The sequence below is a fragment of the Pseudoalteromonas sp. SWXJ133 genome, from assembly GCF_015864365.1.
GTDB lineage: Bacteria > Pseudomonadota > Gammaproteobacteria > Enterobacterales > Alteromonadaceae > Pseudoalteromonas > Pseudoalteromonas arctica.
This window is the reverse complement of record NZ_JADYXJ010000013.1, coordinates 79,262-97,567: the sequence shown is the minus strand read 5'-3', so window position 1 is coordinate 97,567 and position 18,306 is coordinate 79,262. Positions and strand designations below refer to the sequence as shown.

General features: G+C 39.6%; 16 protein-coding genes and 1 CRISPR repeat array. Of the genes, 14 read left to right on the top strand and 2 right to left on the bottom strand.

The window, feature by feature from the left end:
• Positions 1–13: 13 nt before the first annotated feature.
• Both csy3 and cas6f read left to right on the top strand, forming a co-directional pair.
• A complete protein-coding gene (csy3, locus tag I6F40_RS11570) occupies positions 14–1,048 on the top strand; it encodes a type I-F CRISPR-associated protein Csy3 (RefSeq protein ID WP_166376590.1) in 1,035 nt (344 codons plus the stop codon).
• 27 nt (positions 1,049–1,075) lie between these two features.
• Entirely contained in the window at positions 1,076–1,729 is a 654-nt protein-coding gene (gene cas6f, locus I6F40_RS11565) for a type I-F CRISPR-associated endoribonuclease Cas6/Csy4 (RefSeq protein WP_166376591.1), read from the top strand.
• Between the two features lie 128 nt (positions 1,730–1,857).
• A CRISPR array of direct repeats spans positions 1,858–5,186; the repeat unit is 28 nt; unit sequence GTTCACTGCCGCACAGGCAGCTTAGAAA.
• 75 nt (positions 5,187–5,261) lie between these two features.
• Here cas6f and trhA read toward each other — a convergent pair.
• On the bottom strand, positions 5,262–5,891 hold the full coding sequence (gene trhA, locus I6F40_RS11560) for a PAQR family membrane homeostasis protein TrhA (protein WP_166376592.1): 630 nt from the start codon (positions 5,889–5,891) through the stop codon (positions 5,262–5,264).
• Between the two features lie 185 nt (positions 5,892–6,076).
• Here trhA and I6F40_RS11555 point away from each other — a divergent pair, with 185 nt between their 5' ends.
• Positions 6,077–6,427 (top strand): hypothetical protein, encoded by a 351-nt coding sequence (locus tag I6F40_RS11555; RefSeq protein WP_166376593.1) that lies wholly within the window; start codon positions 6,077–6,079, stop codon positions 6,425–6,427.
• A gap of 400 nt (positions 6,428–6,827) precedes the next feature.
• Positions 6,828–8,312, top strand: coding sequence for a cellulase family glycosylhydrolase (locus I6F40_RS11550; protein WP_166376594.1), 1,485 nt, complete (start codon positions 6,828–6,830; stop codon positions 8,310–8,312).
• Positions 8,313–8,372: 60 nt separating this feature from the next.
• Here I6F40_RS11550 and I6F40_RS11545 read toward each other — a convergent pair whose 3' ends face one another.
• Complete coding sequence (locus I6F40_RS11545; protein ID WP_197192954.1) at positions 8,373–10,064, bottom strand: alkaline phosphatase D family protein; 1,692 nt, start codon at positions 10,062–10,064, stop codon at positions 8,373–8,375.
• Between the two features lie 298 nt (positions 10,065–10,362).
• On the opposite strand from I6F40_RS11545, the gene I6F40_RS11540 reads away from it, so the two are divergent.
• The 10 genes from I6F40_RS11540 (at position 10,363) to I6F40_RS11495 (ending at position 18,296) form a co-directional block, all read left to right on the top strand.
• Positions 10,363–10,635: a hypothetical protein gene (locus I6F40_RS11540; RefSeq protein ID WP_197192953.1), complete on the top strand. Its 273-nt coding sequence runs from the start codon at positions 10,363–10,365 to the stop codon at positions 10,633–10,635.
• A gap of 235 nt (positions 10,636–10,870) precedes the next feature.
• A complete protein-coding gene (locus I6F40_RS11535) occupies positions 10,871–11,449 on the top strand; it encodes an LON peptidase substrate-binding domain-containing protein (protein WP_197192952.1) in 579 nt (192 codons plus the stop codon).
• A gap of 68 nt (positions 11,450–11,517) precedes the next feature.
• Positions 11,518–12,141, top strand: a complete 624-nt coding sequence (locus I6F40_RS11530; RefSeq protein WP_010552978.1) for a sigma-70 family RNA polymerase sigma factor — start codon at positions 11,518–11,520, stop codon at positions 12,139–12,141.
• Positions 12,134–12,814 carry a ChrR family anti-sigma-E factor gene (locus I6F40_RS11525; RefSeq protein WP_165728012.1) on the top strand — a complete coding sequence of 227 codons (681 nt, stop codon included), beginning with the start codon at positions 12,134–12,136 and terminating at the stop codon, positions 12,812–12,814. Before I6F40_RS11530 ends, I6F40_RS11525 begins: the two co-directional genes overlap by 8 nt.
• Before the next feature lie 8 nt (positions 12,815–12,822).
• Positions 12,823–13,776, top strand: coding sequence for a YbgA family protein (locus I6F40_RS11520; protein WP_197192951.1), 954 nt, complete (start codon positions 12,823–12,825; stop codon positions 13,774–13,776).
• Entirely contained in the window at positions 13,776–15,170 is a 1,395-nt protein-coding gene (gene phrB, locus I6F40_RS11515; protein ID WP_197192950.1) for a deoxyribodipyrimidine photo-lyase, read from the top strand. Before I6F40_RS11520 ends, phrB begins: the two co-directional genes overlap by 1 nt.
• Position 15,171: 1 nt before the next feature.
• Positions 15,172–15,600, top strand: a complete 429-nt coding sequence (locus tag I6F40_RS11510; RefSeq protein WP_007580706.1) for a nuclear transport factor 2 family protein — start codon at positions 15,172–15,174, stop codon at positions 15,598–15,600.
• A gap of 2 nt (positions 15,601–15,602) precedes the next feature.
• Positions 15,603–16,313, top strand: coding sequence for an SDR family NAD(P)-dependent oxidoreductase (locus I6F40_RS11505; RefSeq protein ID WP_024591087.1), 711 nt, complete (start codon positions 15,603–15,605; stop codon positions 16,311–16,313).
• Entirely contained in the window at positions 16,310–17,566 is a 1,257-nt protein-coding gene (locus I6F40_RS11500; RefSeq protein WP_197192949.1) for an NAD(P)/FAD-dependent oxidoreductase, read from the top strand. Before I6F40_RS11505 ends, I6F40_RS11500 begins: the two co-directional genes overlap by 4 nt.
• Positions 17,559–18,296, top strand: coding sequence for a DUF1365 domain-containing protein (locus I6F40_RS11495; RefSeq protein WP_197118948.1), 738 nt, complete (start codon positions 17,559–17,561; stop codon positions 18,294–18,296). Before I6F40_RS11500 ends, I6F40_RS11495 begins: the two co-directional genes overlap by 8 nt.
• The last annotated feature ends 10 nt before the right edge of the window (positions 18,297–18,306 follow it).

The window sequence follows — 18,306 nt, the reverse complement described above, 5'->3', positions numbered from 1 at the left end:
AAGGAAAATTATCATGGCTAAGAATCAAGACACCGCATCAGTATTGGCATTTGAAAAGAAATTAGTACCGTCAGACGGTTATATGTATGGCACACAATGGGAAGAACGTAATAACAAAAGCAACCAAGTTTCGTTAAAACTTATTGAAAAGTCAGTGCGCGGTACTATTTCAAACCGCTTAAAAGCAGCAATTAAAAGTGATCCTGTAAAGTTAAATGCGGAAGTAGAAAAAGCGAATTTACAAACCGTTGACAGCTGTGCACTTGCACCCGAGCAAGACACGTTAAAGCTGCATTTCACCCTAAAAGTATTGGGTGGCGTGCAAACCCCTTCTGCTTGTAACAATGCACTATTTAAAGAAAGTTACACTAAAGCGGTAAATACCTACATTGAAAAAGAAAGCTTTAAAGAACTCGGTAAACGTTATGCACTTAACTTAGCTAATGCGCGCTTTTTATGGCGTAACCGTGTTGGCGCTGAAAATATAGAAGTACAAGTAAACGCCTTAAATAAAAACAGCAAACAGTCATGGGTATTTGATGCAACACAATTTAGTACGCGCCACTTTAATCATGATGATAAGCAAGTTATTGAACTAGGCGAACGTATCGCAGCTGCACTATCAAGCGAAGACGATTTTCTAATGTTGGAAGTCAATTGCTTTGTACAAGTAGGTAAAGCACAAGAAGTCTACCCAAGTGAGGAGTTAGTGCTTGATAAAGGAAAAGGTAAAAAAAGCAAAATTCTTTATTCAGTGCACGACATTGCCGCTATGCATTCTCAAAAGTTAGGTAATGCGCTACGTAGTATTGATACGTGGTATCCAGAGTTTGACGATGAAGAAAAAACAGCAGGCCCTATCGCTATAGAACCTTATGGCGCAGTGACCAATTTAGGAAAAGCGTACAGAACCCCTAAAGATAAACAAGACTTCTACACCTTTTTTGATAAATGGGCACGCGGCACAGAGTTAGAACGAGTGGAAGATGAGCACTATGTTATGGCTATTTTAGTGCGTGGCGGTGTGTTTGGGGAAAGCGACAAATAGCCTTTATTTCATATAGGAACAAAGAAAATGAAATATTATCTCGATATAACCTTATTGCCAGAAGCCGACATCACCCTTGGCTTCATTTGGCAAAAGGTTTACCAACAAGTGCATATCGCCTTGGTTGATAACAAGGTAGCAAATAATGAGTCGGCTATTGCCGTTAGTTTCCCTCGTTATAATGCTGAAAAAAGTGCTGAGCAAGTATTTCCGTTAGGTAATCAATTAAGATTACTGGCAGATGCAGAGTCGCAACTAACTGAATTAAACATAGCTAAGTGGCTTAATCGCTTTGAAGATTACGTGCATATAAAATCAATAAAACCCGTACCAGAAAAGGTGACGCATGTGAGTTTTGTTAGGGTGCAAGTCAAAGGTGAAGCACGTATAGAAAAAGATATGCTCAGCAAAGCGCAGCGTTGGTCTGAAAAATCTGGACAACCGCTTGATATTTGTTTAGCCGAGCTTGAAAAAAGTAAACCTAAAGCGAATAACAACGCACCTTTTATTTGGTTAGAAAGCCAAGAAACGAAACAACGTGATTTAGCTAGCAGTAGAAAATTTCCACTGTTTATCAAAAAGGTAGACGTTGCTGAGCAACAATTTGGAAAGTTTAATTGTTATGGTTTGAGTGTAAATCATAACCATAAAGAAAAACTGGCAAGTATCCCCCAGTTTTAACCTTTATTTTTGTTCTTTAAAAATAAAAAACTAAAACAACAAGTTACAACAAACGATAAAAATAAGGTAAAAATTCATATTTTACCTTAATCACCTGTTGTAACTTGTTTTTTGCGTGATATTCTATTGTTCACTGCCGCACAGGCAGCTTAGAAATGATTTAAATATGTTGTCGGGTGAAGCCTATCGTTCACTGCCGCACAGGCAGCTTAGAAATTACGAGTGGAAGGGGAACGTCTTAGATACAAGTTCACTGCCGCACAGGCAGCTTAGAAATTGGTTGCGTCATGGGTATTCTGTGAGCTGCTGTTCACTGCCGCACAGGCAGCTTAGAAAACCAGTATGCATAAGTGCATAACGCTCTTTAGGTTCACTGCCGCACAGGCAGCTTAGAAATCTAACTCCCCCGACTCGTATTGCTCAGGCTCGTTCACTGCCGCACAGGCAGCTTAGAAACACACACAATAAACCAAAACCCCATCACCTATAGTTCACTGCCGCACAGGCAGCTTAGAAAAGCACCGCCGGCTCCAAGTATTGACCCTCTAAGTTCACTGCCGCACAGGCAGCTTAGAAAGAGCAGCCCACGCTACACCGCTATAAAAATGCGTTCACTGCCGCACAGGCAGCTTAGAAATCTCCGCTGGCAGGTAATTACATGCACTTCACATTCACTGCCGCACAGGCAGCTTAGAAAAAAGTAGCCGAACAAATAAAAGAGCTAGAATAGTTCACTGCCGCACAGGCAGCTTAGAAATTCGAGAGTACAACGGGTACTATGAGGCCATAGTTCACTGCCGCACAGGCAGCTTAGAAATGTTTTTGCCCGTTATTACTGGCAATAATAACGTTCACTGCCGCACAGGCAGCTTAGAAAAATGGATAATACTGGAAACAGGCCACTAGGATGTTCACTGCCGCACAGGCAGCTTAGAAAAATCGGAAATACTTTCGTTGTTGGTGGCGACAGTTCACTGCCGCACAGGCAGCTTAGAAAAATACCCTTTGACAGTGTTGCCGCTCCTGACTGTTCACTGCCGCACAGGCAGCTTAGAAAGCTAGCTATATTCACAACCGCGTCAGCAATAGGTTCACTGCCGCACAGGCAGCTTAGAAACTCAGGAATACGATAACTCAGGCGCTACCGACGTTCACTGCCGCACAGGCAGCTTAGAAAAGCGGGTGAGCTTTACATTTACGAGAAATTAAGTTCACTGCCGCACAGGCAGCTTAGAAAGATAAAATGCGACTAATAACTCTTGTGTTTTTGTTCACTGCCGCACAGGCAGCTTAGAAACAGCAAGGGTTTACTTGGATGGACTTGAGGGAGTTCACTGCCGCACAGGCAGCTTAGAAAAGTCCCGACGTATTTCCACAGTTTACCGTCAGGTTCACTGCCGCACAGGCAGCTTAGAAAGACAACGGAAATCAAATTGTTTTTGTTGATGGGTTCACTGCCGCACAGGCAGCTTAGAAATTGAGGGTCGTGAAGAATTTCTTTTACGGCTTGTTCACTGCCGCACAGGCAGCTTAGAAATGTATCCTGAGCTTGATACAGGGTCAGCGCTCGTTCACTGCCGCACAGGCAGCTTAGAAATTCAAATAAATCACCAAAGAACTCATAAATACGTTCACTGCCGCACAGGCAGCTTAGAAACGTTTAGCAACTGTTTGGATTATCGAGACAACGTTCACTGCCGCACAGGCAGCTTAGAAATACCGCAGAACTATCATCATCATCGCTGTCAGGTTCACTGCCGCACAGGCAGCTTAGAAAAGCGCGAGATTTATCAAGCTGGCGGCGCTGACGTTCACTGCCGCACAGGCAGCTTAGAAATTTTCAACGTTGTTTATGGATTTATTTTCTTGGTTCACTGCCGCACAGGCAGCTTAGAAAAGGTGGTGATTCAGAGATGCAAGTTAACGTTGGTTCACTGCCGCACAGGCAGCTTAGAAAATAAATACCAAGCCAATTAGCCCACAGTAAATGTTCACTGCCGCACAGGCAGCTTAGAAATCGTATGCTTCATCTTCTAAATATGCGTAGGCGTTCACTGCCGCACAGGCAGCTTAGAAAATAGCGTGAATGCTTCGGTGCAAAAGTGCTTAGTTCACTGCCGCACAGGCAGCTTAGAAAAGCAATTCATTGCGTTGATCTGCTGTTATTTGGTTCACTGCCGCACAGGCAGCTTAGAAAAGTTGCGCCAGTTATTGCCGAAAGATTGGATAGTTCACTGCCGCACAGGCAGCTTAGAAATCCACGCCAAGTTGATAATAATTTACTGTGGGGTTCACTGCCGCACAGGCAGCTTAGAAATTTACGACATTAAAACCAACTTCATAAGAGACGTTCACTGCCGCACAGGCAGCTTAGAAATCATTAACCCCACTTATAGTCGATGTTAGTATGTTCACTGCCGCACAGGCAGCTTAGAAACTACTGAAACGAAACAACGCAATCAACTGGAGGTTCACTGCCGCACAGGCAGCTTAGAAAAGTCAACGCCTTGTTTCCGCAACTCGCTTTGTGTTCACTGCCGCACAGGCAGCTTAGAAATTGATGCGAACCTTTTTACCTAACTCATCAAAGTTCACTGCCGCACAGGCAGCTTAGAAAACACAGTGCAATACGCGAAAATCGGGTTATCTGTTCACTGCCGCACAGGCAGCTTAGAAATGATAAACGCATGGTGAGTGCTCCTAGTTGCTGTTCACTGCCGCACAGGCAGCTTAGAAAATATCTGAATGGTCAAACGCACCGATAACGTCGTTCACTGCCGCACAGGCAGCTTAGAAAATCTGCGTAGCTCTCACGCGCTAATTTTACGCGTTCACTGCCGCACAGGCAGCTTAGAAACAAATCAATGAATGTGTCTGGTGAAAGTGCAGGTTCACTGCCGCACAGGCAGCTTAGAAATAACCTGACGAACTGAATGATTTGCTACTAACGTTCACTGCCGCACAGGCAGCTTAGAAAAGTCGAAAAACCGTCATGCTCAGCCTTCTTAAGTTCACTGCCGCACAGGCAGCTTAGAAAAGTCGAAAAACCGTCATGCTCAGCCTTCTTAAGTTCACTGCCGCACAGGCAGCTTAGAAAGTAAAATTCAACTGGCTTTTTGCTATGCTGTCGTTCACTGCCGCACAGGCAGCTTAGAAATTAAGCCGTTTGGACTACCCAAAGTAGGGGCTGTTCACTGCCGCACAGGCAGCTTAGAAATGGCAACGCTTACCGCTGTGAACGAACAACAAGTTCACTGCCGCACAGGCAGCTTAGAAAACCCTACCTAAAAACGAACTAATGGCCCTAGGGTTCACTGCCGCACAGGCAGCTTAGAAATAAGATAACGTCAGTGCCGTCAGTCGCTGCGAGTTCACTGCCGCACAGGCAGCTTAGAAACGTGGATCTGCGAGTAATAATTTAGCAATTTCGTTCACTGCCGCACAGGCAGCTTAGAAAATTGAGTTCACTTTGGGTCAAGCTCACTGCAGCATATGCAGCTATAGAGGTCAATTAACTTGCTCTCTAACTTATTCAATAAACATAATTACTAATTGAAATATAATGGCAAACACACCCAGCAATAACAAATAAGTGCCAAATTGCGTGGCTAAATTGGGTGCTTTTAGCGCTGTAAAATAATGTACCTAAACTATAAAAAATGCCGCCGGCAAGTAGCCAGTAAAGTGCTTTTACATCAACACTTGAATAAAGCGGATATACAATAGCCAGTGCAAACCAACCCATGAGCAAGTAGGTGGCGAGCGATATTTTTTTATTACCGTTTTTTACAAATACTTTGTACGCAACGCCTGCTAGTGCAACAGTCCAAATAAATGTAAGTGTTGCCCATGACCAAGCACCGGTTAATGAGATTAATAAAAAGGGAGTGTAGGTGCCGGCAATTAATAAGTATATGGCGCAGTGATCGCACTTTTTATAAAAGGCTCTTAAGCGCGGTTGAATACTGGCATGGTACAAAGTGGATGACAAAAACAGCACAAATAGGCTGCTGCCATAAATTGCAGTACTAATATACGCTTTAGTGCTGGTGGCTTGGCTAAATAAATCCCACATAACAAACGCGGCAAATATAATACCGAGTGCATGGCTGATTACGTTTAATTTCTCTTCTTTACGGGAATAAGGCGTTTCTAACGACATAACTGTTCCTACCACTATTGGAATTAATTTCAGTGTACAACTGTACGCTGAAGGTTTCAATCTTAGCTGTGAGTAATTCTAAATAACTTTATTTGATACGCTACTTTAGCTTTTACTTGATTTTAAAGAGAATTAATTCACTATGTTGGTGTCTAGTGTAATACATATTACGAGCTGAAATAACCATGAAACAAGATCTAAAAGCTGCTTTACTTACCGCCATTGTTTATCCTGGAGCGGGGCATTTTTCTTTAAAAAAACACCTTATAGGCGCTATTTTTGCGGGTGTATTTTCTGTTCTTTTAATTTTAACCCTACAAGATATATTTGCGATTGCACAGTGTACTGCAAATGAAATTGTAAACGGAAAAATCCCCATGTCGGTTACGGCCATTTTAAAAGCTGCGCAACAACCATCTGACGCTTGCGCTCAACTCGCTGAATATAAATATTTACCTTTAATGATTATAATTTGGGTGCTGAGCATGATGGATGCATACCGTTTGGGCAGAAAAGCGCTGCCCACTAAAAAATAAGCCACTTAATTAGAACTCGGTTTGGTTGGCTTATTAATTTTCTTCCCGCATATTTATCCCTGATATTTAGCTATTATTGATGGCGGTAATAATTATTATTACCGCCTTTTCATTTTTATACATATTTTTTGTAACCGAAATTTTTTGCCCGCATCATGTAAACATCGTGTAAATGCCTGTATATACCCAGTAAAATCCTCAAACCTCGTTAAATCGCTCACTTGTTGATATTTAGTTAACTAAAATCCTTATCTTTGTACCTTTTTATTCATTTAATGTTAATAAATAAATGGTACTTTCTGCTCGCCAAATTAACTTTATTTGACTATTAAGTATTGGTTTGGTGTCAATTTATTACGTCAAGCAATGACGACTGATAATTTCAATTTAAGGAAATACGATGAATAACAGTTCAAATAATCACAAAAGAAAGGATTTTAAAGTGGCGAGCTTATCGTTAGCTTTATTATTAGGATGCTCAACAATGGCCAATGCCGCTGTTGAAAAGTTAACGGTGAGTGGAAATCAAATTCTTGCAGGTGGGGAAAGCACAAGCTTTGCAGGACCTAGCCTATTTTGGAGTAACACGGGGTGGGGCGCTGAAAAATTTTATACAGCAGAAACAGTAGCAAAGGCAAAAACTGAATTTAATGCAACATTAATTCGTGCCGCTATTGGCCATGGTACGAGTACTGGTGGTAGTTTGAACTTTGATTGGGAGGGCAATATGAGCCGTCTTGATACTGTTGTAAACGCAGCTATTAGCGAAGATATGTACGTTATTATTGATTTTCATAGCCATGAAGCACATACCGATCAAGCAACTGCAGTTCGCTTTTTTGAAGACGTAGCTACCAAATATGGGCAGTACGACAATGTTATTTATGAAATTTATAACGAGCCGTTACAAATCTCGTGGGTTAACGATATTAAGCCTTATGCAGAAACAGTTATTGATAAAATTAGAGCAATCGATCCTGATAACTTAATTGTGGTTGGAACGCCTACGTGGTCGCAAGATGTTGATGTGGCATCACAAAACCCAATTGATCGCGCCAATATTGCTTACACTCTGCATTTTTATGCTGGCACGCATGGTCAATCGTATCGAAATAAAGCACAAACAGCACTCGATAACGGCATTGCACTATTCGCCACAGAGTGGGGAACAGTTAATGCTGATGGTAATGGTGGTGTTAATATTAATGAAACCGATGCATGGATGGCATTTTTTAAAACAAACAATATTAGCCACGCTAACTGGGCTTTAAACGATAAAAACGAAGGTGCTTCGTTATTTACTCCAGGCGGTAGTTGGAATTCACTAACATCGTCAGGCACTAAAGTTAAAGAGATCATTCAAGGTTGGGGTGGTGGTAGTAGCAATGTTGATTTAGATAGCGACGGGGATGGCGTAAGTGACAGCCTTGATCAGTGCAATAATACTCCCGCAGGTACAACGGTTGATAGTATTGGTTGTGCAGTAACTGACAGCGATGCCGATGGTATAAGCGATAATGTTGATCAATGCCCTAATACACCTGCAGGTGAAACTGTTAATAATATAGGTTGTGTTGTTGAAGTAGTTGAGCCACAAAGCGATGCGGATATCGATGGTGTGAATGATGATATTGATCAGTGCCCAGATACACCCGCTGGTACAAGTGTTGATACAAATGGATGCAGTGTTGTAAGTTCAACAGATTGTAATGGTATTAATGCATACCCTAATTGGGTGAACAAAGATTACTCAGGTGGTCCGTTTACTCACAATAACACTGACGATAAAATGCAATATCAAGGTAATGCATACAGCGCAAATTGGTATACAAACAGCCTTCCAGGAAGTGATGCTTCGTGGACGCTTCTTTATACTTGTAATTAAGCACGTTAAATAAAATATGCGAAGAAGGTAAATAATACATCTACCTTCTTTTTAAAAGTATCAGCCTTTATAAACACTTTGGTGTTGTTCAACAATATTGTAGCTTGGGGAATCTATATTATCTATATAGCGCCAATCGGTTGTGATTTGCTCTTTAGTAATAGTCAGTAACATATACCCACGGTGTGATAAGTCACAATAGTTTAAATCGTTTATTAACAATGAAAGCGAGTCAGCCATTAGCTTTGCTTGTGCTGTATTAAGCGCTAAATAATGCTCCATACCCGGGGATGTAACACCGGGTGTTGCAAATTCTACTCCCACGCTTTCGCCTTTTGCATTTTTTAATGTGCCATGCCACGCATTGTGCGTATCACCTGCAACCACGACTAACTTTTTATTTAATGCGGTAACGCTTTTATATAATGCTTCGCGTTCGCTTGGGTAACCATCCCACGCATCTAAATTATAAGGCATTAAAGTATTTACGCGTGCGAGTTGCGCGGGTGTTACCGCTTTATTTTCTAACACGGCTTTTTTAATGGCAACAAGCTCTTTTAACACCTGCGGTATTTTAGTGCGATCGGATTGCGAGAATATTTCAGTAGGTAGCCACATTTTAGTCATCAATACTTGCTGGCCCAATACTTGCCATTTTGCATTTGATTTAGTTATTGCACTGGTGAGCCAGTTTAGTTGTGTGTTACCTAGTAAATGCCTTTTTGGATTATTTAAATCACTGACAAAGCGCGCAACATCCATTTGCTTGGTCTCGGGGTTTTTGTAGTCGCTGTAAGCGAGTTGTTTATCGCGTGCTATTACGCGCGTATCTAGCATATGTAAGCTTATTAAGTTACCAAAATCGAAGGTGCGATATATTTGCGGGCTTTGTTCGCCCATAGGCGGTCTAATTGGTAGCCATTCGTAATAGGCTTGAATAGCTGCTGCACGGCGCTTAAAAAAATCACCTTCATCAGGGGTATGATTTTCAGCACCACTTTTATAGGTATCGTTGGTAACTTCGTGATCATCCCATATTGCGATAAAAGGCGCTGCAGCGTGAAGTGCTTGAAGGCCTTGGTCTGTTCTGTAAATAGCATAACGTTTACGATAGTCGCTAAGGGTAATAATTTCACCGCTGTTATCAGCTGCTAATTGGCGGCCAATGTTTTCAGCATTTTCGGTAGCGTATCCACCCATTGGGTATTCGTAAATGTAATCTCCCAAATGCAGTACCACATCTAAATCTTTTTGCTTAGCGGCATCGGTGTAGGCATTGAAGTATCCAGCTGGGTAGTTTGAGCACGACACAACAGCCATTTTAATTTGTTCAATGTTATTTATTGGTAGTGTTTTAGCCTGGCCAATTGGGCTTTGTGTATTTAAACTCATAAACCGATAAAAGTACTCTGTGTTTGGAGCAAGTTCTTGCACATCTATTTTTATTGTAAAGTCTCGGCTTTTATCTGTTTGTTCTTGCCCGCTGCGAATGATGTTTTTAAATTGAGAATCACTTGCCAGTTCCCAAGCAACAGTAACTTCAAAATTTGATTGAGAAGTGGTTGCACGTGTCCAAATTATTAAAGCATGACTAAGCGGGTCGCCACTCGCTACACCGTGTTTAAATTCAATAGCCGATAGAGGTTTGTTTATTAATGTTTGAGCACAACCTGTAATGGCACTCGATACTGCGACGGTAAATATGCTTGCTGCTGAGGTTTTTAAAAAATTTCGACGTGATGAAAGGGTCATACTGCACTTTTTAAATTATTTATAGTGGTGCGTATTTTAACGATTAGATATGACGTTTTTATAAACGCTAAATGTATTTAGTGTGACGGTATTAATACCTTTAAATCCTTTTATTTATTAACTAAAAAGTAGTCAAAAAATTAAATTAAATGGTTAAATTAACGAGGTATGAATTTATCGAATTAAACAACCGGACATAAAGTCTTTTAATTATAATGGTTTATATTTTATTTTTATGTTGGCACAACCCTTGAGTATATAACTACGTCTAAACAATACACAAACAAGGAATACCATTATGAAATATTCAATTAAAATCGCTATGGCAAGTTTATTAGTATTAGGTTCTGCGCAAGTACATGCAGTAGAAGTGGACCTAGATGTAACTGATATATTAACTCAAAGTGTAGCAAGCTATGTTAAGCAAACCACAATCGAGCTTGAAAAATCACTAAAGGAAACGCTTTATTTTGATGCTAAAACTGTTTTAGAGGGGTTATTAGATGAGCCCGTTTTAACAGATAGCACAACGCTTAAAAATACTGACACTAGTATAAAAAACGTAAAATAAACCACTTAAAGGATTAAAACGATGAGCAGTGAACTTGGATTATTTGCATTAATGTTAGCACCCGTAGTCAGTATGATTAGCGCTTATTACTCGGTTCAAGTGTTTAAAGCTATGGGAGGTTGGTTTAATCTTTAGCCAATTATATAGCTGGTAATTAATTCGATTCATACAAAGCTGATCGACTTAGCAAAAGCGCACGTAAATAAAGGCAGAGTGTTTGAAATAAGTAGACTTTATGAAACGTGCGATTTTTCCATTACCCATTTTTATGTTACCTGAAGGTTATACGCGATTACGCATATTTGAGCCTCGCTACTTAAATATGGTTAAAACCGCATTAAAAAATAATACAGGGTTTGTGCTTTGTACGTTCGAGCATGACACGCCTTTTAATATAAGCGCGCAAGGTTGCCTTGTTGATATTATTGATTTTGACCAAGACGATAACGATGTATTATTAATTGATGTATTTGCCTCGCAAAATGTGCAAATAAACGATGTTTACCAAGACGAAGACGAACTACGTCATGGCTTAGTGTCGCCTTGCAATACGCCTTATTGGTATAAGGATTCTAACAACGACATTGGCGATCATTACCTATTACACGACGCGCTTAAAAACGTATTTGCAGGTAATTCAGAGCTTAATTTATTGTACAAAAAAACTCATTTTGACAAGTTGCCTTGGATTGCAGCACGTTGGCTTGAGCTCCTACCTATATCAATTGAGAAAAAACAGCAACTTGCGTTTGAAACGAACTTTGATAACTTGCTGAGTTTCCTCCATACTGTGATTAATAACGAATTTGCCTAAATTTTATGATCCTAAATTAATTATTGCCCGTATTACTTAATACAAAAGCAATAACGGGATAAATTATTATGGTAAGTCAACAACAGTCACCACGTTGTGAACCTAATACAGGTAAGTACACTGCCATGCCAGAAACGCCGAGTAAAGAGCTCATGCAAGCGCTTATAGATGTTGCGCAATCACGCGATAAAAAAGCATTTTCCTATTTATTTGAATACTTTGCGCCAAAAATTAAACGCTTTGGAATTAAGCAGTTTGGTGTTGAAGCGCAAGCTATGGAGCTTGTGCAAGAGACACTAACGTCAGTTTGGCGCAAAGCACATTTGTATCATAGTGAAAAAGGCGCTGCTACTACGTGGGTTTATACCGTTATGCGTAACGCTTCGTTCGATATGCTTCGTAAAATGAAAAGTAATAAAGAAGAAAACATAAGCGAAGACATTTGGCCGTTATTAAACGACTCACAAGATACACATCACGAATACAGTGATCATTTAGAAGATAAGCAAATTAAACGCTACCTCGATAAATTACCTATTGCTCAACGCGAAGTGGTAAGAGGCGTTTATTTTCAAGATATGTCGCAAGAGCAACTTGCGCATCAACTTAATATTCCAGTAGGCACGGTAAAATCACGATTACGTTTGGCCTTGCAAAAATTACGTAATGAAATGGGAGATCAGCATGATTAAACATCACCCGAGTGAAACTTTACTGACACAGTATTGCGATGCATCACTTGCTACATCACTAAGTTTAGCCGTATCTATACATGTAGATATGTGCCCTGTGTGCCAAGCTAAAGTAGCCAAAATTGAAGCAAGTAATGCGGACGCATTATTTAGTGAAGAGCCAGCCAAATTTGAGAAACCTCAAACTGAGCAATCTGAATTACTTGAAGAATTTGAATTAAACGTACTTGATATGATCATGTCTGATGATTCTATCGATGAGGTTTATGAAGTTGAGCCTGTGTCTGTAAGTATTAACGAACACAATTATCAGCTGCCGCGTGCTTTAACACGTATTTCTCATAGCAAATTTACACAAGTTGGTAAGCTAGCGCGTTCTCGTGTTGCATTAGATGATGGCGCGCTGCGTTCAAGCTTATTGCATATTGATGCTGGTGGTGAAATTCCTGAGCATACACATACCGGATTTGAAGTTACTTTACTACTAGACGGTGAGTTTAGTGATGAAGATGGTAATTACGTACCAGGCGACTTTATTTGGCAAGATGGTAGTCATCAACATACACCTTTAACGAAAGATGGATGTTTATGCTTTACAGTTGTCAGTAGTGCGCTACATTTTAATAAGGGCTTCAGCAAGTTACTAAATCCAATCGGTAATTTGATTTACTAAGAGAACATATGCAAACAGATATAATAAAAATAGGTATAAGCGCCTGCTTAGCAGGCGAAAAAGTCAGATTTGACACAGGACATAAAAAGTCTAATTTTTGCATGGATGAATTAGGCAAACACGTTGAATATACACGTTTTTGTCCGGAGGTAGCAGTAGGTTTACCGATACCTCGTCCAACTATTCGTCAAGTTAAAGTAGGCGATACTATTAAAGTATGTCGCCCAGATGGTAGCGGCGAAGTAGGGCAACAACTTACCGAATATGGTAAAAAAATTGCAACTGAACAAGCTAAAGAACTAAGCGGATTCGTATTTTGTGCTAAAAGCCCGAGCTGTGGCATGGAGCGCATTAAAATATACAACGAAGCTGGTACAGGCAATACCTCAGAAGGTGTTGGTTTTTTTGCTGAGCAAATAATGAAGCACAACCCATTATTGCCATGTGAAGAAAACGGACGTTTAAACGACATGCATTTACGTGAAAACTTTGTAATGAGAATTTACGTATTTAAAAACTGGCAAAAATTAGTACAAGAGCCGCTTACGGTTCATAAGCTTACTCAATTTCACTCTCAGTATAAGTACTTGTTAATGGCTCATAACTATCAAGCTTATCGTGATTTGGGTAACCTGCTGGGGACTTATGTAGGTGACGATATAAATGCAGTTGCTGATGAATATATTTTAGGGTTGATGACGGGTCTTAAAAAGCCAGCTTCTCGCAGAAATAACTGCAACACGCTAATGCATTTACAAGGTTACTTTAAAACTGATTTATCGAAGGTTGAAAAACAAGAACTTCGTGATGCGATAGATGAATACCGCGAAGGTTTGGTGCCATTGTATGTACCACTTACCTTGTTAAAACATCATTTGAAGGTTCACCCAAATGAGTACCTTGAAAAACAAGTGTTTTTTAACCCTTACCCTCACGATTTAAAACTACGATTTGGTATTTAATGGATACATTATTTTGGTTTAGGCGCGATTTGCGCCTTTTTTCTAACGAAGCGTTAATTCAAGCGCTAAATAATGGCGCTAAACACGCCATTTTTTTTGTGTCTGAAAAACAGTGGCAACAGCACCAAGCTGCGCCTATTCAGATTGACTTACTCAAGCGCCGAGTTACTTATCTTCAATCTCAGCTTGCTGATTACGGCATTACTTTACATGTTATTGAAGCGCCTAGCTTTTCTGATTGTACGCGTGAGCTTATTGATTTTTGTAAATCAAACGATGTAAAACACGTAATTGCTAATACAGAATATGAGCTTAATGAAGTAAACCGCGATAAAGCAATTTTGCACGAATGCGATGAGCTTTCAATTACTTTTACTTTGTACGAAGGTGATTTAATTGCACCTGTTGGAACGGTTAAAAATCAAAGTAATGAAATGTATAAAGTGTTTACTCCATTTAAGCGAGCATGGTTAAAGCAGTATCAAGATACACACTTTAGTTTGCCTCAATGGCCTTTAACTTCTGATTCAATAAAATTTGATGAAAGCGACTTACTAAAAAGTGATGGATGCTCAGATAAGTGGCCGGTTGACGACGAAACACTTTCTACTGTGGTCGATAACTTTATATGTGACAAACTTACAAGCTACGATGATCAGCGTGATATACCCAGCGTAAAAGGCACATCAGGTTTAAGCCCGTATTTAGCACTTGGTATTGTAAGCACAAAACAGCTGCTTATTAATATTCAGCAGCGTTATCCTGATATTTTAACTACGTCAAAAAGTAAAACGTTTACGTGGATTAACGAGCTTGTTTGGCGCGAATTTTACAGGCATTTAATTGCTGAATTTCCGAAGCTTTCGCGCGGTGATAACTTTAACGAAAAGTATAACGCCGTAGTGTGGCGTAAAAGCGAAAATGAATTTACAGCATGGTGTGAAGGGCGTACAGGTTACCCGTTAGTAGATGCTGCAATGCTACAACTAAAGCAAACCGGTTGGATGCACAATCGTTTACGTATGGTTGTTGCGAGCTTTTTAACTAAGCATTTATTAATAGACTGGCGCGAAGGTGAGCGCTTTTTTATGCAGAACCTAATTGATGGCGATTTAGCCTCAAATAATGGTGGCTGGCAGTGGGCTGCAAGTACCGGGTGTGATGCTCAGCCTTACTTTAGAGTTTTTAACCCTATCAGACAAAGCGAGCGCTTTGATCCAACTGGCAAGTTTATCCGTAAGTATTTGCCAGAGCTTGAAAACGTGCCAGATAAACACATTCATTTTCCACACACTTATTTAGCCGCAATAGGTAAAGATAAGGAATGTTACTGGCCAGCAATAGTTGATCATAAAGCGGCACGAGAACGTGCACTTGCTGCATTTAAGGTGTGATATGGATAACCAGTTACCAGTAGATAAATTTGTTGAAATATACCAACAGCTTGATAGCACTAATCTTGATTTATTGAGTGATATTTACTGTGACAACATACAGTTTATAGACCCAATGCATGAAATTAATGGCATTGTAGAATTGCGCAGGTACTTTGCTAACTTATATAGCAATGTTAAGCATTGTCAGTTTGATATTAGCGATTCGTTTAATAGCGGCAACAATGCTTTTATTTATTGGACTATGCACTATGCACATCCAAAGCTTTCATCAGGTAAAACTATTTCGGTAGAAGGTCATAGCAAGCTTATTTTTGAAAATGGCAAAATTATCAAGCACAGAGACTACTTTAATGTGGGCGAGTTGCTGTACAAACATATTCCTTTACTTGGTAGTGTTATAAAGCTAATTGATAAAAGGGCAGGTTAATTATGATCACACTTATAACGGGTGCTACTTCTGGTATTGGTGAGCAGTTAGCAATTAAATATGCGCAGTTGGGAGACACTGTTATCGCTTGTGGCCGTAATAGTGAAAAGCTCGCTGAGCTTGCTAAATACGACAATATTCAAGCATGTAAATTTGATGCAACTAATCTACAAGACATTAAAGAGTCTACTATTGGCTTTCCTCATTTTGACCGTGTTATTTTAAACGCGGGTAACTGTGAATATATAGATGACGCACGAAACTTTGATAGTGCATTGTTTGAGCGTGTAATAAACGTAAATTTACTCTCTATGGGGTATTGCCTTGAGGCGCTACTTCCTAAAATAAATTCAGGTGGTCAGCTTGTTTTGGTCAGCTCAAGTGTTACCTATCTTGCGCTACCTCGTTCAGAAGCTTATGGTGCATCAAAAGCGGGTGTAAGTTACTTAGCAAAAAGCTTAGCTGTTGATTTAGATGATGTTGATGTGACTTTAGTTCACCCTGGCTTTGTGAAAACTCCGCTTACTAATAAAAATGATTTCCCGATGCCTATGGCCGTTACCGCTGAAAAAGCCGCAGACTATATGATTAAGGGAATACATAAGCGCCGAAAAGATGTTCACTTTCCGTACCGTTTTACACTTATATTAAAAGCACTGCGCATTTTGCCGCTCCCGATTTGGCTTAAAATCGCAAAAGGATTAGCCCGTTGAAAAAAATAGCAATAATAGGAACTGGTGTATCTGGTTTAACATGTGGGCATTTGCTTCACAAACATTATGATGTAACCGTATTTGAAAAAAATGATTATATTGGTGGTCATACAGCAACTGTTAATGTTGACGTGTGTGGCATAAAATACGCAATAGACACCGGTTTTATTGTGTTTAACAACAGAACTTACCCTTACTTCGAAAAGTTACTTTCACGAATTGGCGTAGACAAACAAGAAACACAAATGAGCTTTAGTGTTCATAACGAAGCTACTGGTTTTGAATATAACGGCCATACGTTTACAAGTTTATTTGCACAGCGTCGTAATATTTTTAGACCAAAGTTTTGGCGTTTATTGTACGACATTGTTAGGTTTAATAAGTTATGTAAAGCTTTGCACGAAAAAGATGATTACCAATCTGATCAATCATTAGGGCAACTGCTTAGTGACAATCACTTTAATGACTTTTTTAAATACCATTATATCCTTCCGATGGGCGCGGCTATTTGGTCTACCAGTATTAAAGAAATGGAAAATGTAGGCGTAGAGTTTTTTGTTAAGTTCTTCTTTAATCATGGCCTTTTAGATGTAACAAACAGACCACAGTGGTATGTAGTACCAGGTGGCTCTCGTCAGTACATTAAGCCGTTGATTAGAGGTTTTGCTGATAAAATTAAACTTAACACAGATATTAAATCTGTTACGCGTCAAAATGATGAAGTAACAATAGAGTTTGCCAATGGTGAGCAAAGTAAGTTTGATAAAGTAATATTTGCTTGTCATTCAGATCAGGCGCTTGCACTACTTGGTGATGCGACTGAGCAAGAAAAGTCAGTATTGGGTGCAATAGCTTACACTGAGAACTCAGTTGTGCTGCACACCGATACAAACCTTTTACCTGATAGAAAAGCGGCATGGGCAAGTTGGAACTACCTACTTAATAACAACACTGATAAAGCAGCTGTTGTTACTTACCAAATGAATATTTTGCAAGGTATACAATCGGATACACAGTTTTGTGTAACGCTTAATCATCTTGAAGGAATAAACCAGAGTAAAATTTTGCGCGAGTTTACTTATCATCACCCTGTATTTAACCAAGAGTCAATTGCTGCTCAAAAGCTTAAACACAGTATTGATGGACAAAACAATAGTTATTTTTGTGGTGCTTATTGGTACAATGGTTTTCATGAAGATGGCGTACACAGTGGTGTAGATGTAGCCAAGCAACTTGGGGTCGAATTTGACTAGTGCAGTGTATTTAGGCGATGTAAAACATCGCCGTTTTGCTGTTAAAGAACATCGTTTTAGTTACCCTTTGTATATGATGTGGGTAGATTTAAATAATCCTCAACAACTAAATGGTGTGCATAAGCACATAGGTACATCAGGCTTAAAAGCGTTAAAATTTAATGAAGCTGATTATCTTAAAGATACCTCAGAACTTGCGAAACGACCTCTTATTGAGCGTGCGCATGATCAACTTGCCAATTTAGGTATTACTGAAATCTTTTCTCATATTTACATGTTAGGGCAGTTTCGTTGTTTTGGTGTGTATTTTAGCCCTGTTAATTTTTACTTTTTTGGCCACAACGACACCCGTTTTAAGTACATGATAGCTGAAGTGAGTAATACACCATGGAACGAACGTCATTATTATTTAGTCCCTTTAGAAAAAAAAGTGAACTTTAAGAAGGTTTTTTCCGTATCACCTTTTATGAATCTGGATATGAACTATCATTGGCATGTTAAACAATCGCCTGATAAAACATTGATACACATTGAAAATAAGCGAAATGAAGAGTTATTATTTGATGCAACACTTCGCTTGAAACGTAAAGAACTCACTAACGAAGAGATTAATAAGTTGTTTAAACGTTTTCCGGCCATGACATGGTCTATTTTCAAAGGTATTTATTATCAAGCATTAAAGTTGTTTATAAAGCGAGTGCCTTTTTTAGGTCACTCAGGTAAGCCATAAAGCACATAGG